Source organism: Lachnoanaerobaculum sp., assembly GCF_057250505.1.
In genome coordinates, this window is sequence record NZ_DBHIEQ010000024.1 from 16145 (window position 1) to 40895 (window position 24751).

The window sequence follows — 24751 nt, forward strand, 5'->3', positions numbered from 1 at the left end:
AAATAAAGTCAAGATAATCATAAGAAACAAACAGAATAGAGAGGAGACAAAACAATGGGTAAAAGAAGTGATTTTTATTTATTTTTCTGGGGTGGGCTTATAATGATGGTGGTAGGCTTATTCTTCTTATCACAAAAGGTGACTGTGACCAATTTGTTTTGGGGTAGCGGGTTTCGCATGATGGGAGTACATATTAACTCAGGGCTTGTAATAGTTCCGCTTATATTTTCTTTAATCTGGCTGTTTATAAAGCCTAATAAAGGCTCCAAGACAGCTATTGTACTAAGTGTTATCTTGATTATAGCAAGCCTTATACAGTCTACCAGATTTTATCTTCAGTACGTATCGCTGTTTGATTGGGTGCTGATGCTTGTACTTATTTTCGGAGGTATGGCATTTATTGCAAAGGGCTTGATGATGAAATGATATAAAAAATTGTATTTAAAATATTAAAAAGAGCAGCCGTATAGGCTGCCTTTTTCTTTAAAATATTTCTTGAAATTATTTTTTTATTCTTTAACGGTTTTTGACGCTTTCTGTGTCATAGCATGACCTGTAATAAAACACATAACGAGTCCTACTACAGCTACAGCTGCCCAAAATAAATGCTTCTTTAACATATTTACTCCTTACTGAACCCAAACGCCGTCTGCGTTTATATTGTATCCGTCAACAGTTGTATTTGTAACCATTTCTCCGTTTGCATCAAGATAGTACCAAAGTCCCTTGTACTCTATCCAGCCCTTCTTATAAAGTCCGGATTCCTCAAAGTAGTACCACTTGTTATTGATAAATGCCCAGCCTACAGGCATATCACCGTTTGGCTGATTTAAGTAATATCTGAATCCCTTTGAATCTGTAATCCATCCTGTCTGCATAACACCGTTTGCATCAAAATAATACCAATGATCATTTACCATAAACCAGTTTGTAGCATGTGTACCGTCAGGTTTTCTGTAGTACCATGAGTTGTTTGACTGATACCAACCGCCGTTGTTTGTTGAATTGTTGGTATTATTTGCAGTATTTGTTGACGGGTTAAGTGATGTGGTATTGCTTCTGCTCTTCTTATATTCGGCAATTGTGTCCGCATCAAAAGTCTCAGCTTCCGACTGAATACTCATATCAGGGCCGCCCTTTAGCGGATATACCTTGAATGAATAGCTTCCTGCGCCGTTGTCGATAATAAGTTTTGTGAAATCATACTTTGGAGCACTTGTGCTGTTGTTGGATCCGATCTTTTTATTGCCTTTAAAAAGCTGTATCTTGTACTTGGTCTTGTCCTCAGCTTCGTCCCATGTTGCAAGTGCCTTGCTTCCGGTGTCCCATGATGCACCACCTATAGAATAGTCGCCTGCTGCAAAAACAGACATACTCATAAAGAGTGAAAAAACCATGGATAACATTAAAATCAGTTTCTTCATAAATATCCTTTCTTTTATAAGTTCTATTTGTCTTAAAAGACACACTCATAATTCTATTCTAGCATATAAAGGCAATACTTTATATTAAATTTAATTAAATATAGTTTACTCTTTCTTAAAGTTTGCTCTCGTTCTTTACTGTACAAAGATATCTGTACATACTTGCAGGAGAACACGAGAGTCTGTGCCCTACAGTTTTTATAGCTCCCTTCATGGAAAAAATACCCTTTTGATAAAGTTGCTTTATTATATCAAGCTTTTCGATATGGCTAAGCTTATTAAACGGCAGTTTGTTGTCGATACGAAGCAGTATTTCGTCAATAGCATTTGAAATACTGTCTGAGAAGATTTCCTGTTCACAGTTTCCCTTTATCTCAATAGAGATATTTTTACTCACATAGTTGTCGGGATGACAGAGTGAGAACACAAGGTTTGAAAGCTCCTTATACCGGTTGTCGTCAAAACTTATATTCAATGCACCGATAAGATTATTATCGGCATCCTTTATATAAAAAGTGGAACATCGTAAAATCTTACCGTTACCTGACAGTGCACGGTAGTTGGAGAGCCACTTTTCAGTAGATGAAGTACTTTTATTAAGTATGGTTTTCATAGCCGGACTTATAGTGTCACCTGATTTTCTTCCGCTTATTTCTCCGTTTACTATGTGCAATATATGCTTCAGATCATATACTATAATCTCATAGTCGGGACCGAGCAGTGTACTTAAAAAGTTTGAAATATCAATGTACCTGCCTATATTAAATTCATTCATATTTACCCCCGATAGTTTTGTTTAGTCAGCAAAATATAAATTGCAAACTGAAACGCTCTATATTTATTATATCAAAACTTGAAAGAATATAATAGAAAAAATAAAAATTATACAAATTAGCTAAAATAAGAAAATAAAAGAGAAATTAAGACCGAAAATCGAGTGCTTAAAAATTCTCATAAAAATTCTCAAAGGAAGTTTGAAAGCAAAAATACATCGGTTTTACTGTAAAGATACAGATAATAATATTTCAAAAAAATTATCAGTAGGAAGTTTTTGCTTTTGTTGAGAAAATTTAGAAAATCATATTTTAATGCATATTGCACAGAAATATACGAAAAATATTTTTACAGAGACTTTTTATTAAACAATATTGACAATAATTAAAATTAGTGATAAATTATTCTCATAAGGATATTTAGATAATAAACCTTAAAAATACAAATAAATTGTATAAAATGTGTACGCAATATAAAAAATACAATGTGAAGGAATAAGTGTTATCTACTATATTATAGAAATTGTAATACCGTCCGCCAGTCGTTTGTTACGATGACCGGGGTATCAAATAAATATATTTGGAGGTATTAAAATGGAGTATGAGAAAATGTTAGGTGTGGAGGCACCGAAGTCATGGACACATGTAGTCAGAGAGGTTCCTACAGTTACACAGGAGCAAAGAAGAAAGGCGCTTGAGATGACTCATTACAATGAGTTTGCATTCCCGGCAGGCCTTTTATATATTGACTGTCTTTCAGACTCAGGTACTACATCAATGACAGATACACAGTGGTCGGCTATGTTCCTTGCAGATGAATCATATGGTAGAAATAAGGGATACTATGTTTTACTGGATGCATTCAGAGACGTTTGGGAGAGAGGCGATGACCAGAAGAGACTCATCAACTACATAAAAGAAGGCATTGACAAAGATGATGTAGAGAAGATGATGAACGAGGTGTATCTGGTTGACTACGAGGGTGGATTTATCAACGGAGGTAAATACCAGCTTTCCAGACCGAATACATTTATTGTTCCACAGGGACGTTGTGCAGAGGCACTTTTATTTGACGTATTAAAGCCTTTATTTGCAAGAAGATGGCCTGGTAAGGTATTTACCATTCCGTCAAATGCACACTTTGATACAACAGAGGGCAATATCAAGCAGATGGGAAATATTCCAAGAAATCTTTTCCATAAGGAAGTTTTGTTTGAAGTGCCTGAGAGCGGAAAGTATGAGAAGAATCCTTTCAAGGGAGATATGGATATTGATAAACTGAATCAGCTTATAGAGGCTGTAGGCGTTGAGAATATTCCGCTTATATATTCAACAGTAACCAACAACTCCGTATGCGGACAGGCCGTATCTATGGGCAATATCAGAGAGGTTTCAAAGATCGCTCATAAGTACAATATACCTTTTGTTATGGACGGCGCAAGATGGGCTGAAAACTGTTACTTTATCAAGATGAATGAAGACGGCTATAGAGATAAGTCAATCTGTGAGATTGCAAAAGAGATGTTCTCTTACTTTGATGTTGTTTCCGCTTCACTTAAGAAAAACGGACATGCAAATATGGGCGGAGTTTTGGCTTTCCGTGACAAGGGTCTGTTCTGGCAGAAGTTTTCGGAGTTCAATGAGGACGGCAGCGTAAAGACGGATATCGGACATCTTTTGAAGGTTCGTCAGATATCGGCTTATGGTAATGATTCTTACGGCGGTATGTCCGGACATGACATCATGGCACTTTGCCAAGGAATGTATGAAGAGGCAAGATTTGATTATCAGGATGAGAGAGTAAGACAGTGCCAGTATTTGGCAGACGGACTTACAGCTAACGGTGTACCTGTAGTACAGCCGGCCGGCGGACATGGAGTCTATATTGATGTTGACAAGTTCTTCAACTATAAGAGAGGACATGAAAGCTTTGCAGGTCAGGCACTCTCACTTGAGATGATTCATCGTTACGGTATACGTTGTTCAGAGCTTGGAGATTTCTCAATGGAGTATGATCTTAAGTCTCCTGAGCAGCAAAAAGAGGTATGTAATGTTGTTCGTTTGGCTATCAACAGAAGCCAGTTCAGCAAACAGCATATGGACTATATAATTGCAGCATTGACACAGCTTTACAAGGATAGAGATACTATCCCGAATCTTAAGATTACATTCGGTCACACATTGCCGATGAGACATTTCCACGCTTGGGCAGAGCCTTATGCTCCGACTAAGGAAGAGATGTGTGATGAGGAAAACTACAAATATTGGGAAAATAAATAAGATATAAAGCGGTCCGGCCGATGCGGTCGGGCTGCTATCCAATAAGGGGGACTTGTTTTTTTAACAAGATGGAGGAAGTTTATGAGTTTGGATAATACACCTGCAAAGCAGGATGGTTTTAACTCACAAATAGGGTTTATTATAGCATGTGTAGGCTCTGCCGTAGGTATGGGAAATCTGTGGAGATTTCCGGTGTTGGTGTCAGCCTGGGGGGGGATGACTTTTCTGATTCCTTACTTCATATTTGTTATACTTATAGGAAGTACAGGTGTTGTTGAGGAAATCGCACTAGGAAGGAGCACAGGTAAAGGTCCTATAGGAGCCTTCGGTGCAGCTATGGCGCATGCAGGTAAGAGTAGAAAAGTAGGTGAGAGCATCGGCATCATACCTACTATAGGTTCTTTGGCACTTGCTATCGGATATTCATGTGTAGTCGGATGGATATTCAAATATGTTGTAATGGCATTTACAGGTAAGGTATTTGCAATGGGTACAAATATGGACCTTATAGGTACTACCTTCGGTACAACTGCAAGTGCCTTCGGCAATAATATGTGGATAGTAATTGCGCTTATTGTCAATTTTGCAATCATGGCTTTTGGAGTTGCGGACGGTATTGAGAAAGCAAACAAGCTTATGATGCCGCTGCTTTTTGTAATGATGATAGGTCTGGCTGTTTATATAGGTATACAGCCGGGAGCGGTTGACGGATATAAGTATATATTTACTGTAAATCCGGAAGGATTAAAGGATATCAGACTTTGGATATTTGCATTCGGACAGGCATTCTTCTCACTGTCTATAGCCGGCAACGGTACGGTTATTTACGGTTCTTACTTAAGTAAGAAAGAGGATGTACCGTTCTCGGCAATGAATATAGCTATATTTGATACCTGTGCGGCTCTTTTGGCGGCTCTTGTTATTATACCGGCTATGGCTACATCAGGTGCGGAGCTTAGCGAAGGCGGTCCGGGACTTATGTTTATCTACCTTGTAAATATCATGAATCAGATGCCGGGCGGAATGATAGTCGGAATAGTATTCTTTGTATGTGTTACATTTGCAGGACTCAGTTCTTTGGTCAACTTATATGAGGCGCCTGTAGCTACCTTGCAGCAGCAGTTTAAGCTTGGCAGATTACAGTCTGTAGGTATTATAGGAGTAATCGGAGTTGTTGTTGCAATACTTATACAGGGAATTGTTTCAAACTGGATGGATGCGGTATCAATATATATCTGCCCGATAGGTGCGGTACTTGCTTCTGTAATGTTGTTCTTTGTATTTGGAAAGAAATATACAATGGAAGCTGTAAATACCGGTGCAAAGAAACCGAAGGGAGAAATATGGTTCTTCCTTGGAAAGTATGTATATACAGGACTTGCATTACTGGCACTTATAGCCGGCGCATTCTATGGCGGAATCGGTTGATTTTATTACATATTTTATAAAACTCTCAACTCAAAAAAGTTGGGAGTTTTTTGTGCAATTTTTTTAAAAAAAGTTGTTGACAAATCCTTATATATAGAATATAGTAGCTAATAGAGATTAGCACTCTATATAAGTGAGTGCTAACAAACGAAGAAGGGAGGAGCGAATGGATTCAGATGACAGGAAAGCGATTATTTTAAAAGCTATCATAAAGAACTATATGGAAACCGGGGAGCCGGTCGGTTCAAGAACTATTTCAAAGCTCCCTGAATTAAACTTAAGTTCCGCTACTATAAGAAATGAGATGAGCGACCTTGAAGAGATGGGCTATATTTTGCAGCCGCATACTTCGGCAGGACGAATTCCTTCAGATAAGGGATACAGATTTTATGTAGATGAGATCTTGAGAGAAAAGGAGATAGAGACTGAGGAGTTCAAGGATCTGATGTTCAAAAAAGTGGACAGATTGGAAAACGTCTTGAAGCAGTTGGCAAAGATAATTGCAAGAGATACCAATTATGCCGCAATGATATCAGGACCTACTATTCACTCAAATAAAGTAAAGTTTTTGCAGCTCTCAAAGATGGACAGGTTTAAGCTTCTGCTTGTTACGGTAGCTGAGGGAAATATTATCAATAATAAGATAATAGATATCGACAGTGAAATATCCGACAGCGAGATTTTAAATTTGAATCTTCTTATAAATACTTCTCTTAACGGTCTAACTGTAGAAGAGATAAGCTTAAGCATTATGAACAAGTTACGGACAGATGCAGGAGTTTACGGAGATATAGTTGATAAGGTTTTGCGAGAGGTTGCGGCGGTGTTTGAAAGTGCTACCGATAATCTGGAGATATATACAAGCGGTACGACAAATATTTTCAAGTATCCTGAAATATCCGACAGAGAAAAGGCAAGTCAGCTTGTAAACGCTTTTGAGGAAAAGGATAAGTTAAAGGAAATACTTTCAGATGTAAATGAGGATTGTGAGAACGGTGTCAAGGTGTATATAGGGAATGAAGTGCCGGTTTCAGATATGAAAGACCTTTCGGTAGTTACTGCCAATTATGAGATTGGTGAAGGACTTAGAGGTACTATCGGTATAGTAGGACCGAAGAGAATGGACTATGAGAAGGTATTAAAGACTGTAAAGACTGTGATGGCATCTTTGGATGAGCAGTTTAAAAATGATGAATAAGGAGAGGGTTGTGGAAGAAAAAGATTTTAAAAGAGAACAGGAAGAAAATAAGGAAGTTTTAGAGGGCGAAGAAGCAAGTAAAGCTGCTGAGGCCGACGAAACTCCTGAGGAAGCGGCGGCAAAGGCTGCAGCTATGGAAGCTGAAGTGGGTGAGGCTTTCAGCGATGAAAACCTTGAAGAAAAGCAGGATAAAAAAGATATTGCCATTGCGGATTTGACAGACAGACTCAAAAGAAGCATGGCGGAGTTTGATAATTTCAGAAAGCGAAGCGAGAAGGAAAAAGCGACCATGTTTGATATGGGTACAAGAAGTATTGTGGAAAAGATTTTGCCGGTAGTTGACAATTTCGAACGTGCAATGGTGGCGGCACCTAAGGAAGGAGACGGTAAGGCATTTGCTGACGGAATTACAATGATATATAATCAATTAAAAAAGACTCTTGAGGATTTGGGAGTAAAGCCTATTGATTGTGTAGGGCAGCCGTTTGATCCGAACTTTCACAATGCGGTGATGCATGTTGAAGATGAAAGTCTTGGTGAGAATGTGGTTGCGGAGGAACTTTTAAAGGGATATATGTATAAGGACAGTGTTCTTAGACATAGTATGGTAAAGGTTGCCAACTAAGTTGACAATATATTTTACACTGTAAAAGGTGTCAAATATTTTATATAGATTAAATATTTTATTATTGGAGGAAATTATAATGAGCAAGATTATCGGTATAGATTTAGGTACAACAAACAGCTGTGTAGCAGTTATGGAGGGTGGAAAGCCTGTAGTTATTCCAAACTCTGAAGGTTCAAGAACAACACCTTCAGTTGTAGCATTTACAAAGACAGGTGAGAGACTTATAGGTGAGCCTGCAAAGCGTCAGGCGGTTACAAATGCCGACAGAACAATCTCTTCAATCAAGAGACATATGGGTACGGATTACAAGGTAACTATTGACGGTAAGTCATATACACCGCAGGAGATTTCAGCAATGATTCTTCAAAAGCTGAAAGCGGATGCTGAAAGCTACTTGGGTGAGAAGGTTACAGAGGCCGTTATCACAGTTCCGGCATACTTTAACGATGCACAGCGTCAGGCAACAAAGGATGCAGGTAAGATTGCAGGTCTTGATGTAAAGAGAATTATCAACGAGCCTACAGCGGCAGCTCTTGCATACGGTCTTGACAACGATGCTGAGCAAAAGATTATGGTATACGACCTTGGTGGCGGTACATTTGATGTTTCAATTATTGAGATCGGTGACGGCGTTATAGAAGTTTTGGCTACAAACGGTGATACACATCTTGGTGGTGACGACTTTGATAACAAGATTACAGATTGGCTTGTAAGCGAATTTAAGAAGGCTGAGGGTGTAGACCTTTCAACAGATAAGATGGCACTTCAGAGATTAAAAGAAGCTGCAGAGAAGGCTAAGAAGGAACTTTCAACATCAACAACTACAAATATCAACCTGCCTTTCATCACAGCAACTGCTGAGGGACCTAAGCACCTTGATATGACTCTTACAAGAGCTAAGTTTGATGAGCTTACTCATGACCTTATCGAGAAAACTGCAGTACCTGTACAGAACGCACTTAAGGATGCAGGTATTACAGCAAGCGAGCTTGGTAAAGTATTGCTTGTAGGCGGTTCTACAAGAATGATCAATGCACAGGAGAAGGTAAAAGAGCTTACAGGTAAGGAGCCTTCAAAGAGCATTAACCCTGATGAGGGTGTTGCAATCGGAGCAAGTATTCAGGGCGGTAAGCTAAACAATGAAGATGGTGCAGGAGATGTATTACTTCTTGATGTTACTCCGCTTTCACTTTCAATCGAGACAATGGGCGGTGTCGCTACAAAGCTTATCGAGAGAAACACTACAATACCTACAAAGAAGAGCCAGATATTCTCTACAGCGGCAGACAACCAGGAAGCTGTTGATATCCATGTAGTACAGGGTGAGAGACAGTTTGCAAGAGACAACAAGACTCTCGGTCAGTTCAGACTTGACGGAATCCTTCCGGCAAAGAGAGGTGTTCCGCAGATCGAAGTTACATTTGATATAGATGCAAACGGTATCGTTAATGTTTCAGCTAAGGACCTTGGAACAGGCAAGGAGCAGCATATCACAATCACATCAGGTTCAAATATGTCTGAGAGCGATATAGATAAGGCTGTAAAGGAAGCTGCAGAGTTCGAGGCTCAGGATAAGAAGAGAAAAGAAGGTATCGATGCAAGAAACGAAGCGGACTCTATGGTATTCCAGACAGAGAATGCTCTTAAGGAAGTAGGAGACAGCTTGGATGCCGGTGATAAGGCTGCAGTTGAAGCGGATCTTAACACACTTAAGGAGGCCATAAACAGAGCACCTATCGATGCAATGACTGAAGATCAGGTAAATGATATCAAGGCAGGCAAGGAGAAGCTTATGGAAAGCGCTCAGAAGTTGTTTGCAAAGGTATATGAGAAGTCCGGAGCACAGGGAGCAACAGGTGCCGAGGGTGCTGCACAGGCAGGCGGCGAGGCAACAGGCTCATCAAGTGATGACGACGTTATAGATGCTGATTACAAAGAGGTATAATAAGGAGAGCAAAGGATGGCAGAGAGTAAAAGAGATTACTATGAAGTACTCGGTGTTGACAAAAACGCTGATGACTCTGCAATAAAAAAGGCATATAGAGCGCTGGCAAAGAAGTATCATCCGGATGCAAACCCGGACAATCCTGAAGCCGAGAAAAAGTTCAAGGAAGCCGGCGAAGCGTATGCCGTACTAAGCGATCCTGAAAAGAGAAGACAGTATGACCAATTCGGTCATGCTGCCTTTGACGGTGGAGCAGGTGCGGGAGCCGGAGGCTTTGGCGGATTCGGAGGCTTCTCAGGCTTTGACTTTAGCGGTGACGATATATTCGGCGACCTCTTCGGAGGAATGTTCGGAGGCGGCGGTGCAGGCAGAGCCACAAGAAACGGTCCTATGAAGGGCGCCAATGTCAAAGTTGCGGTAAGGCTTACATTTGAAGAGGCTGTTTTCGGATGTAAGAGAGATGTTACAGTCAACTACAAGGACGAGTGCGCTACCTGTCACGGAAGCGGTGCCAAGGCAGGCACTTCACCTACCACATGTCCGAAGTGTAACGGTAAGGGACAGATAAGATATTCGCAGCAGACAATATTCGGAACTATGCAGAATGTAAAGACCTGTCCTGACTGCGGCGGCAGCGGAAAGATTATAAAGGATAAATGTCCTGACTGTCACGGAAACGGATATATTCAGATAAAGAAGAAGTTCGAGGTGAATATACCTGCAGGTGTTGACAACGGTATGTCTGTGAGAGTTGCAGGCGGAGGTGAACCGGGAGTAAACGGAGGACCTAGAGGAGATTTGCTTGTAGAGGTCATTGTAAGTCCTCATCCTATATTCAAGCGTCAGGATACAAATATATATTCCACAGTGCCGATAAGCTTTGCAAGGGCTGCACTTGGAGGCAGTATCAGAGTAAAGACTGTGGACGGTGATGTGGACGTATCTATTAAAGCAGGTACACAGACAGACAGCAGAGTCAGATTAAAGGGCAAAGGTGTCCCTTCTCTCAGAAATAAGAATGTAAGAGGTGACCACTATATTACATTGGTGGTATCGGTACCTACAAGGCTTACAAAAGAGCAGAAGGCCGCACTTGAGGCTTTTGATGCTACAATGAATAAATAATATTTTACAAAACTTTTATTGTTTGGACGATTTGGAAGTCACGGGATTATATCTCGTGGCTTCTTTTACGTTCGTATTTGACGTATATACAGCTGTGAAGTATAATCAAGGTCAGAATAAAGCTAATAATGAGGTGTATTTATGGGAAAGATCAAAGTTGAAAGATGTGATATAGAAGGACTCTGTGTGATAACTCCTACAGTGTTTAAGGATGACAGAGGTTACTTTGTAGAGACATATAATAAAAATGATTTTACAGAAGCCGGTCTTGACATGGAGTTTGTACAGGACAATCAGTCAAAGTCATCAAAGGGAGTACTTCGCGGACTGCATTTCCAAAAGGAACATCCGCAGGGTAAACTTGTAAGAGTTCTAAGCGGTGAAGTATATGATGTGGCTGTGGACTTAAGAAAAGACTCAAAAACATACGGAAAATATTTCGGTGTGGTACTTTCAGACGAGAACAAGAAGCAGTTTTATATACCGAAGGGATTTGCACACGGATTTGTAGTACTTTCAGATGAGGCGGTATTTGCATATAAGTGTACCGACTTCTACCATCCTAATGATGAGGGCGGACTTAAGTATGACGACCCTGATATAGGTATAGATTGGCCTATAGAAGGACTCAATCTAATCATGTCTGAGAAGGATACAAAGTGGAAAGGACTGAAGGAGACATTCAAGTTCTAATAAAATAACGAATGGAAACGGATATGAATATAATATCGCTTATACGAGAAATATTAAAATCAAGAAATATCATATGGGATTTGGCAAAGGCTGATTTTAGGAAGCGCTTTGTCGGGTCCTATTTTGGCGTGGCATGGATGTTTGTGCAGCCGGTGGTAACGGTACTTATATACTTTTTGATTTTCCAGATGGGATTTAAAAGTGTACCGCCTATACCCGGAGTGCCTTATGTAGTATGGCTTGTACCGGGAATCGTACCTTGGTTTTTCTTTGCGGAGTCGCTTAACTTGGGTACTTCGGTACTTTCGGAATATAATTATCTGGTAAAAAAGGTAGTATTTAATGTGTCGATACTTCCTGTAATAAAGGTGATTTCATGCCTTATAGTTCATGGAATCTTCGTGGTAATAATGCTTGTGATGACATTGGCATTCGGAAGATTGCCTATGGTAAGCTGGATAGGAATAATATACTACAGCTTCTGCCTTTCAGTATTTGCACTTGCAATTATATATATAACCTGTGCAATCAATGTATTCTTTAAGGATATGGCGCAGATAGTGGGTATCGCATTGCAGTTCGGTATGTGGATGACACCGATTATGTGGGACCCTACAATGTTCAGTTATTTTCCTTCAAAAGTGGAGACAATAATGAAGCTGAATCCTGTGTACTATGTGGTGGTGGGTTACAGAGACAGTATCCTAAGAGGAAACTACTTTTTTGAAAGACCGGGACTTACACTATATTTTTGGGTGGTCACAATAGTACTTTTATTTATCGGACTTAGACTTTTCAATAAGTTAAGACCACATTTTTCAGATGTATTATAAGGAGAAGTATGCAGAGCAACTTAGCAATAAATGTCTGTGGTGTAACAAAGATTTACAGACTGTATGATAAGCCTATAGACAGGTTAAAGGAAAGTATTTCCCTCACACATAAAAAATATCATAAGGAATTTTTTGCCCTGGATAAAATATCCTTTTGCGTGGAGAAGGGTTCTACGGTGGGCATTATCGGAACAAACGGTTCGGGAAAGTCCACCATACTGAAGATAATAACAGGTGTATTAAATCCCACCACAGGAAGCGTGGAAGTGGACGGTAATATATCAGCACTTCTTGAGCTTGGTGCGGGTTTTAACATGGACTATACAGGTATTGAAAATATCTATATGAACGGCACCATGATGGGATTTTCAAAGGCACAGATGGATGAAAAGCTTGATGAGATACTTGAGTTTGCGGATATAGGCGACTTCGTATATCAGCCTGTAAAGACCTATTCATCAGGTATGTTTGTGCGACTTGCCTTTGCACTTGCAATCAATGTGGAACCTGAAATATTGATAGTGGATGAGGCACTTTCCGTGGGAGACGTTTTCTTCCAGGCAAAATGTTACAGGAGAATGGAAGAGATAAGAAAGACCGGTACAACCATACTTATGGTAACTCATGATATGGGAAGTGTAATAAAATACTGTGACAAGGTAATACTTCTTAATAAGGGAAAATTCCTTGCAGAGGGACCTGCCGGAGAGATGGTGGATTTGTACAAGAAGATACTGGCAGGAAGAATGGATGATCTTGAAGCGGACCTTGCAAAGAGACTTGACAGTAATTTTGCGGATATGATGGAACTTAACAATGACATCAATAAAACTCATGTAAAAGAACATGACGGACTTATGAAGGAAAAAATGTCAATCAATCCGAATAAGACCGAATACGGTGACGGTAGGGCGGAGATTTATGACCTTGGAATATTGGACTCAAAGGGTGAGCTGACCAACCTTTTACTAAAAGGTGAGGAGTTTACGATTAGAGAGAAGATAAAATTCAATGCAAATATCGAGTCGCCTATATTCACATTTACCATCAAGGATAAAAAGGGTACAGAACTTACAGGAACCAATACCATGTTTGAAGGTGTGGAGGTAAAACCTGTAAAGCCGGGTGACGATGCGGTAGTGGAGTTTAAGCAGAAGATGACCTTACAGGGCGGTGAGTACCTTTTAAGTATGAGCTGTACCGGATTTGAGAACGGTACACATGTGGTTTATCACAGATTATATGATGTGACATTCATTACAGTTATCTCAAACAAGAACACTGTAGGTGTATATGATATGGAGTCGAAAGTAAAGCTTACTCAAAATAGCAAATAACGGGAGAGAAAATGGGTTTTTTAGAACTTGCAAAAAAGTATGGAAAAGATGAATACGGGCTTTTGAAGGAAAATCCCGGCCTTTGTAACTTGTCGTTTTTCTCATCTTTGGCACTTGGAAATACCGAGTGGCTTAATATAAAGGGAAGGACATTGTTTCTGGGAAGTCAGGTAGTCGTACTGGATGATTTGATAAAAAAATCAAAAGTATATGTCTATGAAGAAGAACCTGAAAAACTTGAAAGTATAAAAGCTGTTTTTGAAAGCAATATAGAGTATATTCAAGCTTTTGAAAACATAGATTTTAATGAGTTTGATACTGTAATTGCCTACGGCAGTGATATGGTATCTAAGCTTATGAGCGTGAAAAAACCTGATAAAAAGATTGTGCTGATATTTGATAACAGGTACGGACTTAATTACTTTGAAGATGAGTTTGGCGATAAGAATGCACTAAGTGTAAAAGATGTAAGAAATTGGATAGGTAAGAGCGATACATATTACCCGTATCCTAATTACAGATATGTATACAAGCTCTTTTCAGATAAGGAAATGCCGGGTGCAGGAGAACTCTCACAGATAAAGGCATACGATTATCCTAAGTTTGCACTTAAGGATATCGGAGACAGATTTTGTGAAGCGGCAAAGTCAAATGATTTTGACAGCTTTGCAAACTCATATGTCATAGTATCAGGTGGAGATGAAGAGAGCATCTATATAAAATACAACAGAACCAGACTTCCGAAATATCAGATAAAGACTGAAATAAGGCGCAAAGATAACAAGAAGTATGTTGTAAAATCCGCGCTGAAAAAGGACGGTATTCCACATATCTTAGGTATGTATGACAAGTCAAAGCTTATTAAAAATGACAATGTAAATGTACTTAAGGGAGTGTTTAAAAATGCCGGAGAGATAAACTTTGAGTTTATTGAGGGAAAGTCTTTAAGTACCGTATGTGAAGAGTGCATTGAATACAGCCTTGATAAATTCATTGAAAAGCTTTGTGAGTATATTGATAAGATAATAGATAAGGATGCACTGAATCTTGATGCGATATTTGACAACTTTATCTTTGAAGGTGACAAACTGACCGCCATTGACTGTGAGTGGGTATATGACAGCTCGATGGATTTTATAAATGACAGAAAGACTTTTATAAAGTATCGTGCATTGCATAACTTCTATCAGAATAATGCAAAGAAGATTAAGGATAAGTTCAACCTAAGTGAAGAACAATTCCTCTTAAAGTTTGAGATAGATGATATGGACGGGCTTGACTTTATAGAAAGGCAGTTCCAAGAGTATATACATGGAGATTATCAGGAAGTTTACCTTGACAACTACTTTGTAGAGACTGTAAGCCGTGATATCCTGAATGAGGGAATTGAAGCTTTAAAAGAATTGCCGCATGCAAAGAATAAGATAAGAGAGCTTGATGCGATAAATCAGGACAGAGAACTGGCTATAAAAGAGATGACAAGGCTTAGAACTCTGACAGACAATCATGTAAATAATCTGGGTATAATCATAGATAACTTAAGGCATGAGAATGAAGAACTTGCAAAGACTCTGAATGTATATAACGGCAACCTGTCAATACCATTCAGAATCAGAAGAAAGCTCAGTACCATCTACAACAAAAAGTATCCTAAGGGAAGTATTGAGAGAAAGAAGTTAAACTACAGGATAATGAGTATCACTCACCCTATAAAATATTTCAAGTTGACACATTCCGCTGAAGGCAAGAATCTCATTGAGGGCGAATTCAAGATAGGTGATATATACAGAGAAAAGGGCAAGCTTAATTTCCCATATGTGGAAAACCCGAAGGTAAGTATTATCATTCCTGTATACAACCAGATACATTATACCTATGCCTGTCTGGTATCACTGCTTGAAAATACAGATGAATACAGCTATGAAGTGATAATTGCGGATGACGTTTCAACCGATGCGACAAGTGAAATAGACAAGTTTGTATCGGGGCTTGTGATTGCAAGAAATGAAACCAATCAGGGCTTTTTGAAAAATTGTAACAATGCCGCAAAAAAGGCAAGGGGAGAGTACATCTTTTTCTTAAACAATGATACTACAGTGGAAAAGAACTGGCTTCCTCCGCTTATAAAGCTGCTTGAGTCAGATAAGAGCATAGGCATGGTAGGCTCCAAACTGGTATACCCTGACGGCAGACTTCAGGAGGCGGGAGGCATCATATGGAGTGACGGCAGCGGATGGAACTACGGCAGATGTGACGACCCTAACAAGCCTGAGTATAACTATGTCAGAGACGTGGACTATATATCAGGTGCCGCGATAATGCTTAGCAGAAAACTTTGGGAAGAGATAGGCGGATTTGATACAAGATATGCGCCTGCATACTGTGAGGATTCGGATCTTGCCTTTGAGGTAAGAAAGAGAAACTTGCGAGTGGTATATCAGCCGCTCAGTGTAGTAATTCACTTTGAGGGTGTATCAAACGGTACCGACGTCAACGGCACGGGGCTTAAGAGATATCAGGTGGAGAACAACAAAAAGCTTCAGGAAAAATGGAGTGATGAGTTTAAAAATCAGTATGACAATGTGGGTGTGCCGAATGCCTTCAGAGCCAGAGAAAGAAGCAGGGGCAAAAAAGTTATTCTGTTTGTAGATCACTATGTGCCTACATTTGATAAGGATGCAGGTTCAAAGACTACATTTCAGTATATAAAGATGTTTATAGAAAGAGGATATGTAGTGAAGTTCCTACCTGACAATTTTGCAAAGTCAGAGCCGTACACCACCATATTGGAGCAGATGGGAGTGGAGGTACTCTACGGCAATGAGATGAGGACAAATATATTTGAGTGGATTGAAAACAATCAGTCAAATATTGATATTGCCTACCTCAACAGACCTCATATCGCCACGAAGTATATTGATTTTATCAAGGAAAAGACAAATATCAAGGTCATATACTATGGACATGATTTGCATTTCCTTCGTGAGAGGCGCGAGTATGAGCTTACCGGGGACGTGGAGAAGAAGAATGCAAGTGCATACTGGAAGAGTATGGAACTTGATCTTATGAGAAAGGCGAGCATAAGCTACTACCCGTCAAGTGTAGAGGTGGACTACATACATACCTTTGATAAGAAGATAAACGCCAAGGCAATCACCGCTTACGTCTTTGATAAGTTTATGGATATAGATTACAATCCTGATATCAGAGAGGGTGTACTGTTTGTCGGAGGATTTTCACATCCGCCGAATGCCGATGCACTGAAGTACTTCCTTGATAATATGTGGGATGAAATATACGCACAGATAAAAGCACCGTTTTATATAGTCGGATCCAATGCTACAGATGAGATCAAGGCAATGCATAATGAGGCAAAGGGTATCATTTTCAAAGGCTTTGTCAGTGAAGAAGAGTTAAAAGAGCTATACACCAAGGTAAGGCTTGTGGTAGTACCTCTAAGGTACGGAGCGGGAGTCAAGGGTAAGGTAATAGAGGCGCTCTACTACGGAGACCCTGTAATCACCACAAGTGTAGGTGCGGAGGGCATAGACAACTCATATAATCAGATGCTTGTGGCGGATGAACCAGCCGAGTTTATAACAAAATGTGTCGCGCTCTATACCGATAAGGAAGCTCTAAAGAATATGCACCTTGAGGCGACAGAGTATGTAAAGAACAGACACAGCATAGATGCGGTGTGGAAGATAATTAAAGAGGATTTTTAGGTTCTATGTCAAGTGTTGGGGTGGGTTGATTTTTCAGCCCACTTTTTACATAAAGTATTTTTTGAATTACATATAATACTCAGATAATTAAAACAATATACACAATTAAGACAGATATAAATACGAAATCAAGAAAAGAAATAAAATAAAATGCCGTTTTAATATAAAAATTTAAAAAATACTATTGACAAGAAGAAAAAATCTGATATACTGTAGACATAAACAAAAGAGAATATATTCTTAGAAAGTTTGATGAACGTATCCACGAGGAGGAAGCAAGCAAGCAGCAGATTTGCTAAGTGGAAATAAAAAAGGAGGTACGGTCCGAAGAAAACGTAAGTAATGGTTAGACTTTGATCTAATCCGGAACCTATAAGAAGATTATTTAGATAATATATTATTGAAAACTTTAAAAGTTACTATCTGAAGAATCGGTTAGGATAGTATTCGTATAAGTCTTATGACGAGAAAGTGAGATTCGTACGAGAGATAGACCGTGTAGATAGATTGATAACAACCATGTATTAGAAGTGAAAGGAAGCTTATAGGAGGATAAATTAAAAACTGAATAGCAATAACTATACAGGATGTCAATAATTTTTAGGAGGCATCAGATATAGAAATTCCGGTTTATTAGAAAGAGAGGATTAATCCATTGGAGCCAGGAATATGTTGAAGAGAGCGTTGATGTGGAAGGTCGGTGCTCTCTTCTTATTGTGTATAAAAGAGTTTATACGGTAGAATATTCACAAAGAAAGGTTATGGAAAGGTCTTCGTATAAGAATTTAGTTAGCGTTTACTAACTAAAATCCGCTTTGTGCAATTTAACCCAAATATATTGCATATATTTTAGAGTCAAATTTTTAAATAAACTATAAAATTAGACTTGAATAAGATTTGATATAAAAATTTTATGTAATTATACTTGTATAAAATTTATAAAGATTATAGATATATATAAAAAATATAAATAAATACTTTATATTTTGACTCTATTCTGATAAAATATGTACAGATAAAGTGGTTATGTATATTAGCATACTGACTTATATCAAATAGATTAGCAGGGAGAATATAATGAAGAAGCAGACAAAGCTGGCATTACTCGTAGGCGCTATGAGTGTTGCAGGTGCGATGACATCTTTTGCTGCAACAGGTTGGCAACAGGAGAACGGTACTTGGGTATACTATGACAAAAACGAGGAGAAATTATCACAGAAGTGGCAAAAATCAGGGGACTATTGGTATTATTTGGATGATTTGGGAGATATGGCAAAAGATTCTCTTATCGATGACGGAAACGCTACATACTATGTGGATGTAAACGGTGTAATGGTAAGAAATCAGTGGGTTGCTGTGCCGAATACAAATGACTACGACAAGGATGAGCCTGATCAGTGGTGGTACTATTTTGGTGACAACGGAAAAGCATATAAGAGAAACGAATCATCTTCAAGTGATGTTTCTCTAAAGACTATCAACGGAAAGAAGTATGCTTTTGATGTTGACGGAAAGATGCTTTTCGGATGGGTATCACAGGGTGAGAGACTTATAGATCAGGATGCATGGAAGAATGCAAAGTATTACTTCGGTGATGCAAATGACGGTGCAATGACTACAGGTTGGAGAGAGATTATGGTTCATGACGACAATGCAAGAACCATGGAAGAACAACCGAATATTGATTACTGGGATACCGATCAGGTAAGATGGTTCTATTTCAATGCCTCAGGTAAGAAAGAGGTAAAGAGTCTTGGAAAGACCATCAACGGAAAGAAGTATGGATTTGACGAAGACGGTAGAATGATTGCAAGCTGGTATACGGAGGCTACTCCTTCTACAGCAGTTCCGAAATCACAGAGAGCTCAATACAGCGAGAGCTTTATGTACTTCTCTACACCTGAGGACGGTGCAAAATCTACAAAAGGATGGTTCAAAGTTATTCCGGGCTACTTCCTTAACAAGGGTAAATGGGAAGAAGACGGCAGTGCCTGGTACTATGCAGACGGCAAAGGTCATTTGATTGCAAATGAGATAAAGACCATTAACGGAAAGAAGTATGCTTTTGACGATAAGGGCGGAATGATATCAGGTCTTGCATTGTTTGAGATGAAGCAGCTGCCAAGCGGTAAGTATTCTACTACAGAGTTTGTAGATAAGCTTGGTAGAGACGGTAAGAAGATTCCGTATGAGACTCAGGAGAATATCGAAGAGTCCATCGGTAAGATTCATTACAGTGAATTCTTGTCAGGTAAGTATCGTATGATGTACTTCGGAGACGGTAAGGACGGTTCTCAAAAGTACGGCAAGCAGAGCATTAAGCTTGATGATGAAAACAGAACGTTCTATTTCAGAGAGGCAGGTTCCAACAGAGGTGCCGGATTTAACGGAATAAGAGATGATAAACTCTATATCGGAGGTCTTAATATAAAGGCCGATCAGTATGACAAGTATGAAGTTGTTGTAGTTGATAAGAGTAACGATAATCAGCTTGTATTTAAGGGAACTGTAGGAGAACTTCTTAATATGCCGGGATATGTATCTTCTGTAGAAGAGACTGAGAAGAAGACTACATGGCATATAACAACACCGAATTCAAATTATCAGGTGAAGTTACTCAGTAATGCCGGAGTTGTTCTAAAGAGCGGAACAAAGAGAGACGTCGAGGACTACAAGATAAGAGTAAACAACAAGGTGGTTACAACTGTTACACTTGAATAGAGAAATTTATAAAGTGAATCATTTTTGAAATCTTAAAATAAAAAGGGGCTTACACAAAGCGTGTAGCCCTTTTTATTATGCTCCCATTATTTCTTTGGTCTCTATTTCAAAGTTGCCGTCATCGTCTACATTCATCACCATGTATGTAGGTATATGACCTGCCTGTCTCGGATAGCCGAGTGAACCCGGATTTAGTACGGTCACTCCGTCTATAGTCTTTAGATAAGGTCTGTGTGTATGTCCGTACATTGCAAAGTCACAACCTCTGGCGAGAGCTTCGTCTTTGAGTATTGAGATATCCATGCTTACACCGTACTGGTGTCCGTGTACAAGGAGTGCCTTGTGATTTTTTATATTGACTTCTTTTTCGGCAGGGAGTTGCGAAAAGAAATCATTGTTTCCCTTTACCATAAGACATGCACATGTAGGGTCAAGCATAAGGCTTATCTTTGTCTCGCTGCCTTCGCCGTCACCCAGATGGATGAACATGTCGAAAGGTTTTTCTATTGATATTACCTTTTTTAAAATATCGTCTACTCTGTGTGTGTCACTAACAATCAGTATTTTCATAAATTTCCCCCAGCTTTTGTTTCATTGCTGTAAGTGCCTTGCCTCTGTGGCTTATCTTATTCTTTTCCTCAGAACTTATCTCGGCACTTGTTTTTTGATATTCAGGTAGGTAAAGTATAGGGTCATAGCCGAATCCGTTAGAACCTAAGATTTGTGTGGCAATCAGCCCTTCCATACTGCCTTCACAAAATAATGTGGTACCGTCTTCCAGTATAGCACAGATACAGGCTTTAAATCTTGCACTTCTTTCATTTCCGGAGGCATTTTTTAATCTGTCTATTATATTTTGATTTTTTATAGTGTAGGAGGTGTCCTCGCCCATATATCTGGATGAGTATACTCCGGGCTCGCCGTCGATATAATCCACTTCAAGTCCGGAGTCATCAGACATTACGATACCGCCTGTAATTTCCCAAATAGCTTTTGCCTTTATATAAGCGTTTTCCTTAAATGTCGTTCCGGTCTCTTCAATATCAAGTGATACTCCGGCTTCTTTAGCGGAGATTATATCAAAATTAGGCAAAATAGCTCTGATTTCTTCAAGTTTATGCTGATTTCCGGTTGCAAAAATAATTTTCTTCATACTGTATTAAAACCTTTATTTAGTCTTTTTAGGCGGTCTCGGTCCCATATATTGATAAAATCTGGTTTGTAACATACCGTTGTAAATCTTGCGGTTTTTATCAGGTTCTCTTCCAATATACTTACAAGCATCGTCATATGAGGTTATAAGATAAAGCGACCAAGAGTCAAGGTTTGCATACCTCTCACCTATAGCCTTGTATATAGCCGGAAGGTTTTCTTTTTCTTCAAGTCGTTCACCGTAAGGCGGATTTGTAATGATAAAACCGTATTTTTTCGGATGTGACAGACTTGCGACATCTCTACACTGAAGGTGAAGCATATCTATGACTCCGGCTCTTGTGGCATTGCTTCTGGCTGCCTCTACAATATTTTTATCAATATCATAGCCTTGGATATCAACACCTGTGTCGATATCCACCATTTCACGTGCTTCTTCATAAGTATTATCCCAAACTTTTTTTGAAATAAGATTAGACCACTTACAACTTAAAAATCCTCTTTTTAGCCCAGGGGCAATATTTGCGGCCATCATAGCTGCTTCAATGACAAATGTACCGCTGCCGCAGAACGGGTCTACAAGTATTCTGTCTTTTTTCCATGGAGTCAGCATAATGAGCGCGGCTGCAAGAGTCTCTGTAATAGGAGCTTTTGCAGTCATAGTTCTGTAGCCTCTTTTGTGAAGTGATACTCCGGTGGTGTCAAGTCCCACAGTAACAATATCCTTGTTTATAGAAACACGGAGCGGATATTCGGCACCGGTTTCTTCAAACCAATCTTTTTTGTAGATACGTTTCAGTCTTTCGACCATAGCTTTCTTTACAATGGACTGGATATCGGAAGGTGAGAAGAGCTTGCTTTTAACTGATGTAGATTTGCTGACCCAGAACTTTCCGTCGACAGGAATATATTCTTCCCAAGGGATATCTGCGACCGAGTCGAACAGCTCGCTGAAAGAGGTCGCCCTAAATTGTGCAACATTTATCATTACTCTTTCGGTCGTTCTAAGCCACATGTTGGCTCTTGCAACGGCTTCGTCATCTCCTTCAAAGTATACCCTTCCGTCTTCGACTTTGGTGATATCATAGCCTATATCTACGATTTCTTTTTTCAGTACTGCTTCAAGTCCGAAGTGGCAGGGCGCGTATAACTCAAATATTTTTCTCAAGTTTTATCTCCTTTAATACATCGCCGTCAAGGTCGTATATGGTAAAAATATCATCATCAAGTATTGCATAGGAGTTGGGATTTTGTTCCTTGGGCAGTGATGCGGATCCCGGATTTAATATATAAATATCTCCGGATTTTTTCGCTATCGGAAGGTGGACATGTCCGTATATGAAGGCACTTCCTTTGGCAAGCTTCGGCATATGATCCTCTCCGTATATATGTCCATGTGTTATGAAGAAATAGATATCATTGAATATGCCTATACAGTAGTCGGATTGCATTGGAAAATCCAAGACCATCTGATCAACTTCGGAATCACAGTTTCCTCTGACTGCAATGATACTATCCTTATATTCATTGAGCATTGCAAAGACTTCCTTGGGACAGTAATCTTTAGGCAAGTCATTTCTAGGACCGTGGTATAATAAGTCACCAAGTAGTACCAGTTTTGAAGCATTGCTTTCTTTATATTTCTCAATAATCTTTTTTGTATAGAATGATGAGCCGTGAATGTCGGATGCAAAAAAGTATTTCATATTAGGATTCCTGCGCTCTGAACTCTATATTTTGTGTAGCGGCATCCATTGAATCTATTATTGCAAGTGATTCCAAGCGGAAACCTAAGTTCCTTATGGCACGGCCGCCGCTTTGGAAGCCTTTTTCGATAGCAATACCGATACCTTCTACACTTGCACCTGATTCATTGACAATTGAGATAAGTCCTTGAAGTGCACAGCCGTTTGCAAGGAAATCGTCAATTATAAGTACCTTGTCTTTAGGACCTAAAAACTTCTTTGAAACGATAACCTGATTCTTGCATTTGTGTGTGAAGCTTTCAACCTCTGCAGTGTACATATCACCGTCAATGTTTATGGATTTTGATTTTTTGGCAAAGACTACCGGTACACCGAATTCTAATGCGACAATAGCAGCGATACCTATACCTGAGGACTCTATTGTCAAAATCTTGTTTATATTTTGTGAAGCAAACTTTGACTTAAATTCCTTTGCCATTTCTAAAAAGAGTTGTACATCCATCTGATGGTTTAAAAAAGAATCAACTTTTACAACATTACCTTCTTTGATAACTCCATCCTTTTTGATACGCTCTTCTAACAGTTTCATGAAAAATCCTCTCCTTTTGAAAACACATAAGTGTTTAGCGTGTAAGCATTAGCATCTCAAGTGCCAGCTTATCATTGATATTACCTTGTTTTATAGCTTCTTCCAACTCGATTGCATTTTTTACATAAGATAAAAGCATAGCCATATCAAAACCTCTTGCTTGACGCATCAGATTCCTTACTACATAAGGATTTAATTTCATATTTGAGGTTATATCCTTTTCGTTAAAACCGGCTGCTATCAATTCCTTGATTTGCAAAAGTTGGTTAAACTGTCTTGTGATGAGAATCATTATTTTCAGCGGTGGTTCTTTCAAAGCTACCAAATCTTCATATATATCTAATGCATCCTGTATCTTATTATTGGTAATAGATTTTATCAATTCAAAGATTCTGTTTGTCAGACTTATGCTTGTTATAGCCCTTATATCTTCCTCTTCTATAATATCTTTGTCAAGAGTAAAGGATAAAAGCTTTTCCAACTCGCTTTTCAGTCTTTCCATATCATTTCCCACTCTGGCAATGAACAGGTCCATATTTGAAACTGTGATTTTTTTGCCGGATTTATTTATGATATTTCCCGCCCAATTTATCAGTTCATCATTGGTAGGATGATTCAGTTCTGCAATATATCCAAGCTCTTTTATTTTTTTGTAAAGCTTGGAACGTTTATCCAAGTCGTTTTCCACAAAAATGATTTTTGTGCTATCGGGCTTATCTGATATATAGTTTAAAAACTTATCGTTTCCGGATTTAAACCACCGGCTTCCTTCTATAAGGATACATCTGTATTCTGAAAAGAAGGGAAGAGTATTTGCAAATTCGATAACGGCATCTGCATCTGTTCCTTTTCCTTCAAAATAAGCAAAATTCATTTGGTCTTCACCTACGATAGCTGCTTTAAGTCTTTTTTTGTAGCTGTTCTTTAAAAATTCATCATCACCTGATAGTACATAAATGCCTTTGAATGTAGAAGTTTTCAAATCATTATTTAATACTTTCATGTGCAAGATTATAACATGAAAGGGTGAAAGCCTCCAGTGTAAATAGAGAGTATTTCAGGAAAAAATACAGTTTTGGGTCAACTTAAAAAAATAGAAAAATAGAAAAAATTTAAAAAAGTTGTGTCAAGCATAAATGATCCTGAATTATTCACGATACAATATTTAAATTAAGTACTGTGCTATAAATCTTT

General features: G+C 38.9%; 20 protein-coding genes. 12 read left to right on the forward strand and 8 right to left on the reverse strand.

The genetic code is table 11. The features are described 5' to 3' along the window. The first annotated feature begins 54 nt into the window (after positions 1–54). The gene (locus tag ACO6FI_RS10180; RefSeq protein WP_485457239.1) at positions 55–426 is read left to right on the forward strand and encodes a hypothetical protein; all 372 of its coding nucleotides are present in this window, start codon (positions 55–57) and stop codon (positions 424–426) included. 203 nt (positions 427–629) lie between these two features. Here ACO6FI_RS10180 and ACO6FI_RS10185 read toward each other — a convergent pair whose 3' ends face one another. Next, positions 630–1424 carry a cell wall-binding protein gene (locus ACO6FI_RS10185; protein ID WP_485457240.1) on the reverse strand — a complete coding sequence of 265 codons (795 nt, stop codon included), beginning with the start codon at positions 1422–1424 and terminating at the stop codon, positions 630–632. 115 nt (positions 1425–1539) lie between these two features. Next, the gene (locus ACO6FI_RS10190; RefSeq protein ID WP_485457241.1) at positions 1540–2199 is read right to left on the reverse strand and encodes a helix-turn-helix transcriptional regulator; all 660 of its coding nucleotides are present in this window, start codon (positions 2197–2199) and stop codon (positions 1540–1542) included. A gap of 592 nt (positions 2200–2791) precedes the next feature. On the opposite strand from ACO6FI_RS10190, the gene ACO6FI_RS10195 reads away from it, so the two are divergent. The 11 genes from ACO6FI_RS10195 (at position 2792) to ACO6FI_RS10245 (ending at position 20110) form a co-directional block, all read left to right on the forward strand. Next, positions 2792–4477 carry a tryptophanase gene (locus tag ACO6FI_RS10195; RefSeq protein WP_485457242.1) on the forward strand — a complete coding sequence of 562 codons (1686 nt, stop codon included), beginning with the start codon at positions 2792–2794 and terminating at the stop codon, positions 4475–4477. An 81-nt stretch (positions 4478–4558) separates the two neighbouring features. Further along, complete coding sequence (locus ACO6FI_RS10200) at positions 4559–5905, forward strand: sodium-dependent transporter (protein WP_485457243.1); 1347 nt, start codon at positions 4559–4561, stop codon at positions 5903–5905. A gap of 166 nt (positions 5906–6071) precedes the next feature. Continuing rightward, positions 6072–7103 carry a heat-inducible transcriptional repressor HrcA gene (gene hrcA / locus ACO6FI_RS10205; RefSeq protein ID WP_485457244.1) on the forward strand — a complete coding sequence of 344 codons (1032 nt, stop codon included), beginning with the start codon at positions 6072–6074 and terminating at the stop codon, positions 7101–7103. Between the two features lie 10 nt (positions 7104–7113). Beyond that, on the forward strand, positions 7114–7728 hold the full coding sequence (gene grpE, locus ACO6FI_RS10210) for a nucleotide exchange factor GrpE (protein ID WP_485457245.1): 615 nt from the start codon (positions 7114–7116) through the stop codon (positions 7726–7728). Between the two features lie 79 nt (positions 7729–7807). Then, positions 7808–9676, forward strand: a complete 1869-nt coding sequence (gene dnaK, locus ACO6FI_RS10215) for a molecular chaperone DnaK (RefSeq protein ID WP_485457246.1) — start codon at positions 7808–7810, stop codon at positions 9674–9676. Positions 9677–9691: 15 nt separating this feature from the next. Beyond that, on the forward strand, positions 9692–10801 hold the full coding sequence (dnaJ, locus tag ACO6FI_RS10220; RefSeq protein WP_485457247.1) for a molecular chaperone DnaJ: 1110 nt from the start codon (positions 9692–9694) through the stop codon (positions 10799–10801). Positions 10802–10942: 141 nt separating this feature from the next. Next, entirely contained in the window at positions 10943–11494 is a 552-nt protein-coding gene (gene rfbC, locus ACO6FI_RS10225) for a dTDP-4-dehydrorhamnose 3,5-epimerase (RefSeq protein ID WP_124953030.1), read from the forward strand. A gap of 23 nt (positions 11495–11517) precedes the next feature. Beyond that, entirely contained in the window at positions 11518–12327 is an 810-nt protein-coding gene (locus ACO6FI_RS10230) for an ABC transporter permease (RefSeq protein ID WP_485457248.1), read from the forward strand. A gap of 8 nt (positions 12328–12335) precedes the next feature. After that, positions 12336–13664: an ABC transporter ATP-binding protein gene (locus tag ACO6FI_RS10235; RefSeq protein WP_485457249.1), complete on the forward strand. Its 1329-nt coding sequence runs from the start codon at positions 12336–12338 to the stop codon at positions 13662–13664. A gap of 11 nt (positions 13665–13675) precedes the next feature. Further along, on the forward strand, positions 13676–17389 hold the full coding sequence (locus ACO6FI_RS10240) for a glycosyltransferase (RefSeq protein ID WP_485457250.1): 3714 nt from the start codon (positions 13676–13678) through the stop codon (positions 17387–17389). A gap of 1077 nt (positions 17390–18466) precedes the next feature. After that, complete coding sequence (locus tag ACO6FI_RS10245; RefSeq protein ID WP_485457251.1) at positions 18467–20110, forward strand: cell wall-binding protein; 1644 nt, start codon at positions 18467–18469, stop codon at positions 20108–20110. A 75-nt stretch (positions 20111–20185) separates the two neighbouring features. On the opposite strand, the gene ACO6FI_RS10250 is transcribed toward ACO6FI_RS10245, so the two are convergent. From ACO6FI_RS10250 to holA, 6 genes are read right to left on the reverse strand one after another with little or no spacing between them, the layout of a single operon-like run. Next, a complete protein-coding gene (locus ACO6FI_RS10250) occupies positions 20186–20680 on the reverse strand; it encodes a metallophosphoesterase family protein (protein ID WP_485457252.1) in 495 nt (164 codons plus the stop codon). Then, positions 20661–21263 (reverse strand): RdgB/HAM1 family non-canonical purine NTP pyrophosphatase, encoded by a 603-nt coding sequence (gene rdgB, locus ACO6FI_RS10255; protein ID WP_485457253.1) that lies wholly within the window; start codon positions 21261–21263, stop codon positions 20661–20663. The genes ACO6FI_RS10250 and rdgB overlap by 20 nt, the downstream gene beginning before the upstream one ends. Before the next feature lie 15 nt (positions 21264–21278). Next, positions 21279–22430, reverse strand: a complete 1152-nt coding sequence (locus ACO6FI_RS10260) for a THUMP domain-containing class I SAM-dependent RNA methyltransferase (RefSeq protein ID WP_485457254.1) — start codon at positions 22428–22430, stop codon at positions 21279–21281. Further along, positions 22414–22968 carry a phosphodiesterase gene (gene yfcE / locus ACO6FI_RS10265; protein WP_485457255.1) on the reverse strand — a complete coding sequence of 185 codons (555 nt, stop codon included), beginning with the start codon at positions 22966–22968 and terminating at the stop codon, positions 22414–22416. The genes ACO6FI_RS10260 and yfcE overlap by 17 nt, the downstream gene beginning before the upstream one ends. Before the next feature lies 1 nt (position 22969). Beyond that, complete coding sequence (locus tag ACO6FI_RS10270; RefSeq protein WP_485457256.1) at positions 22970–23557, reverse strand: xanthine phosphoribosyltransferase; 588 nt, start codon at positions 23555–23557, stop codon at positions 22970–22972. Positions 23558–23591: 34 nt separating this feature from the next. Then, the gene (holA, locus tag ACO6FI_RS10275; RefSeq protein WP_485457257.1) at positions 23592–24560 is read right to left on the reverse strand and encodes a DNA polymerase III subunit delta; all 969 of its coding nucleotides are present in this window, start codon (positions 24558–24560) and stop codon (positions 23592–23594) included. Positions 24561–24751 lie beyond the last annotated feature (191 nt).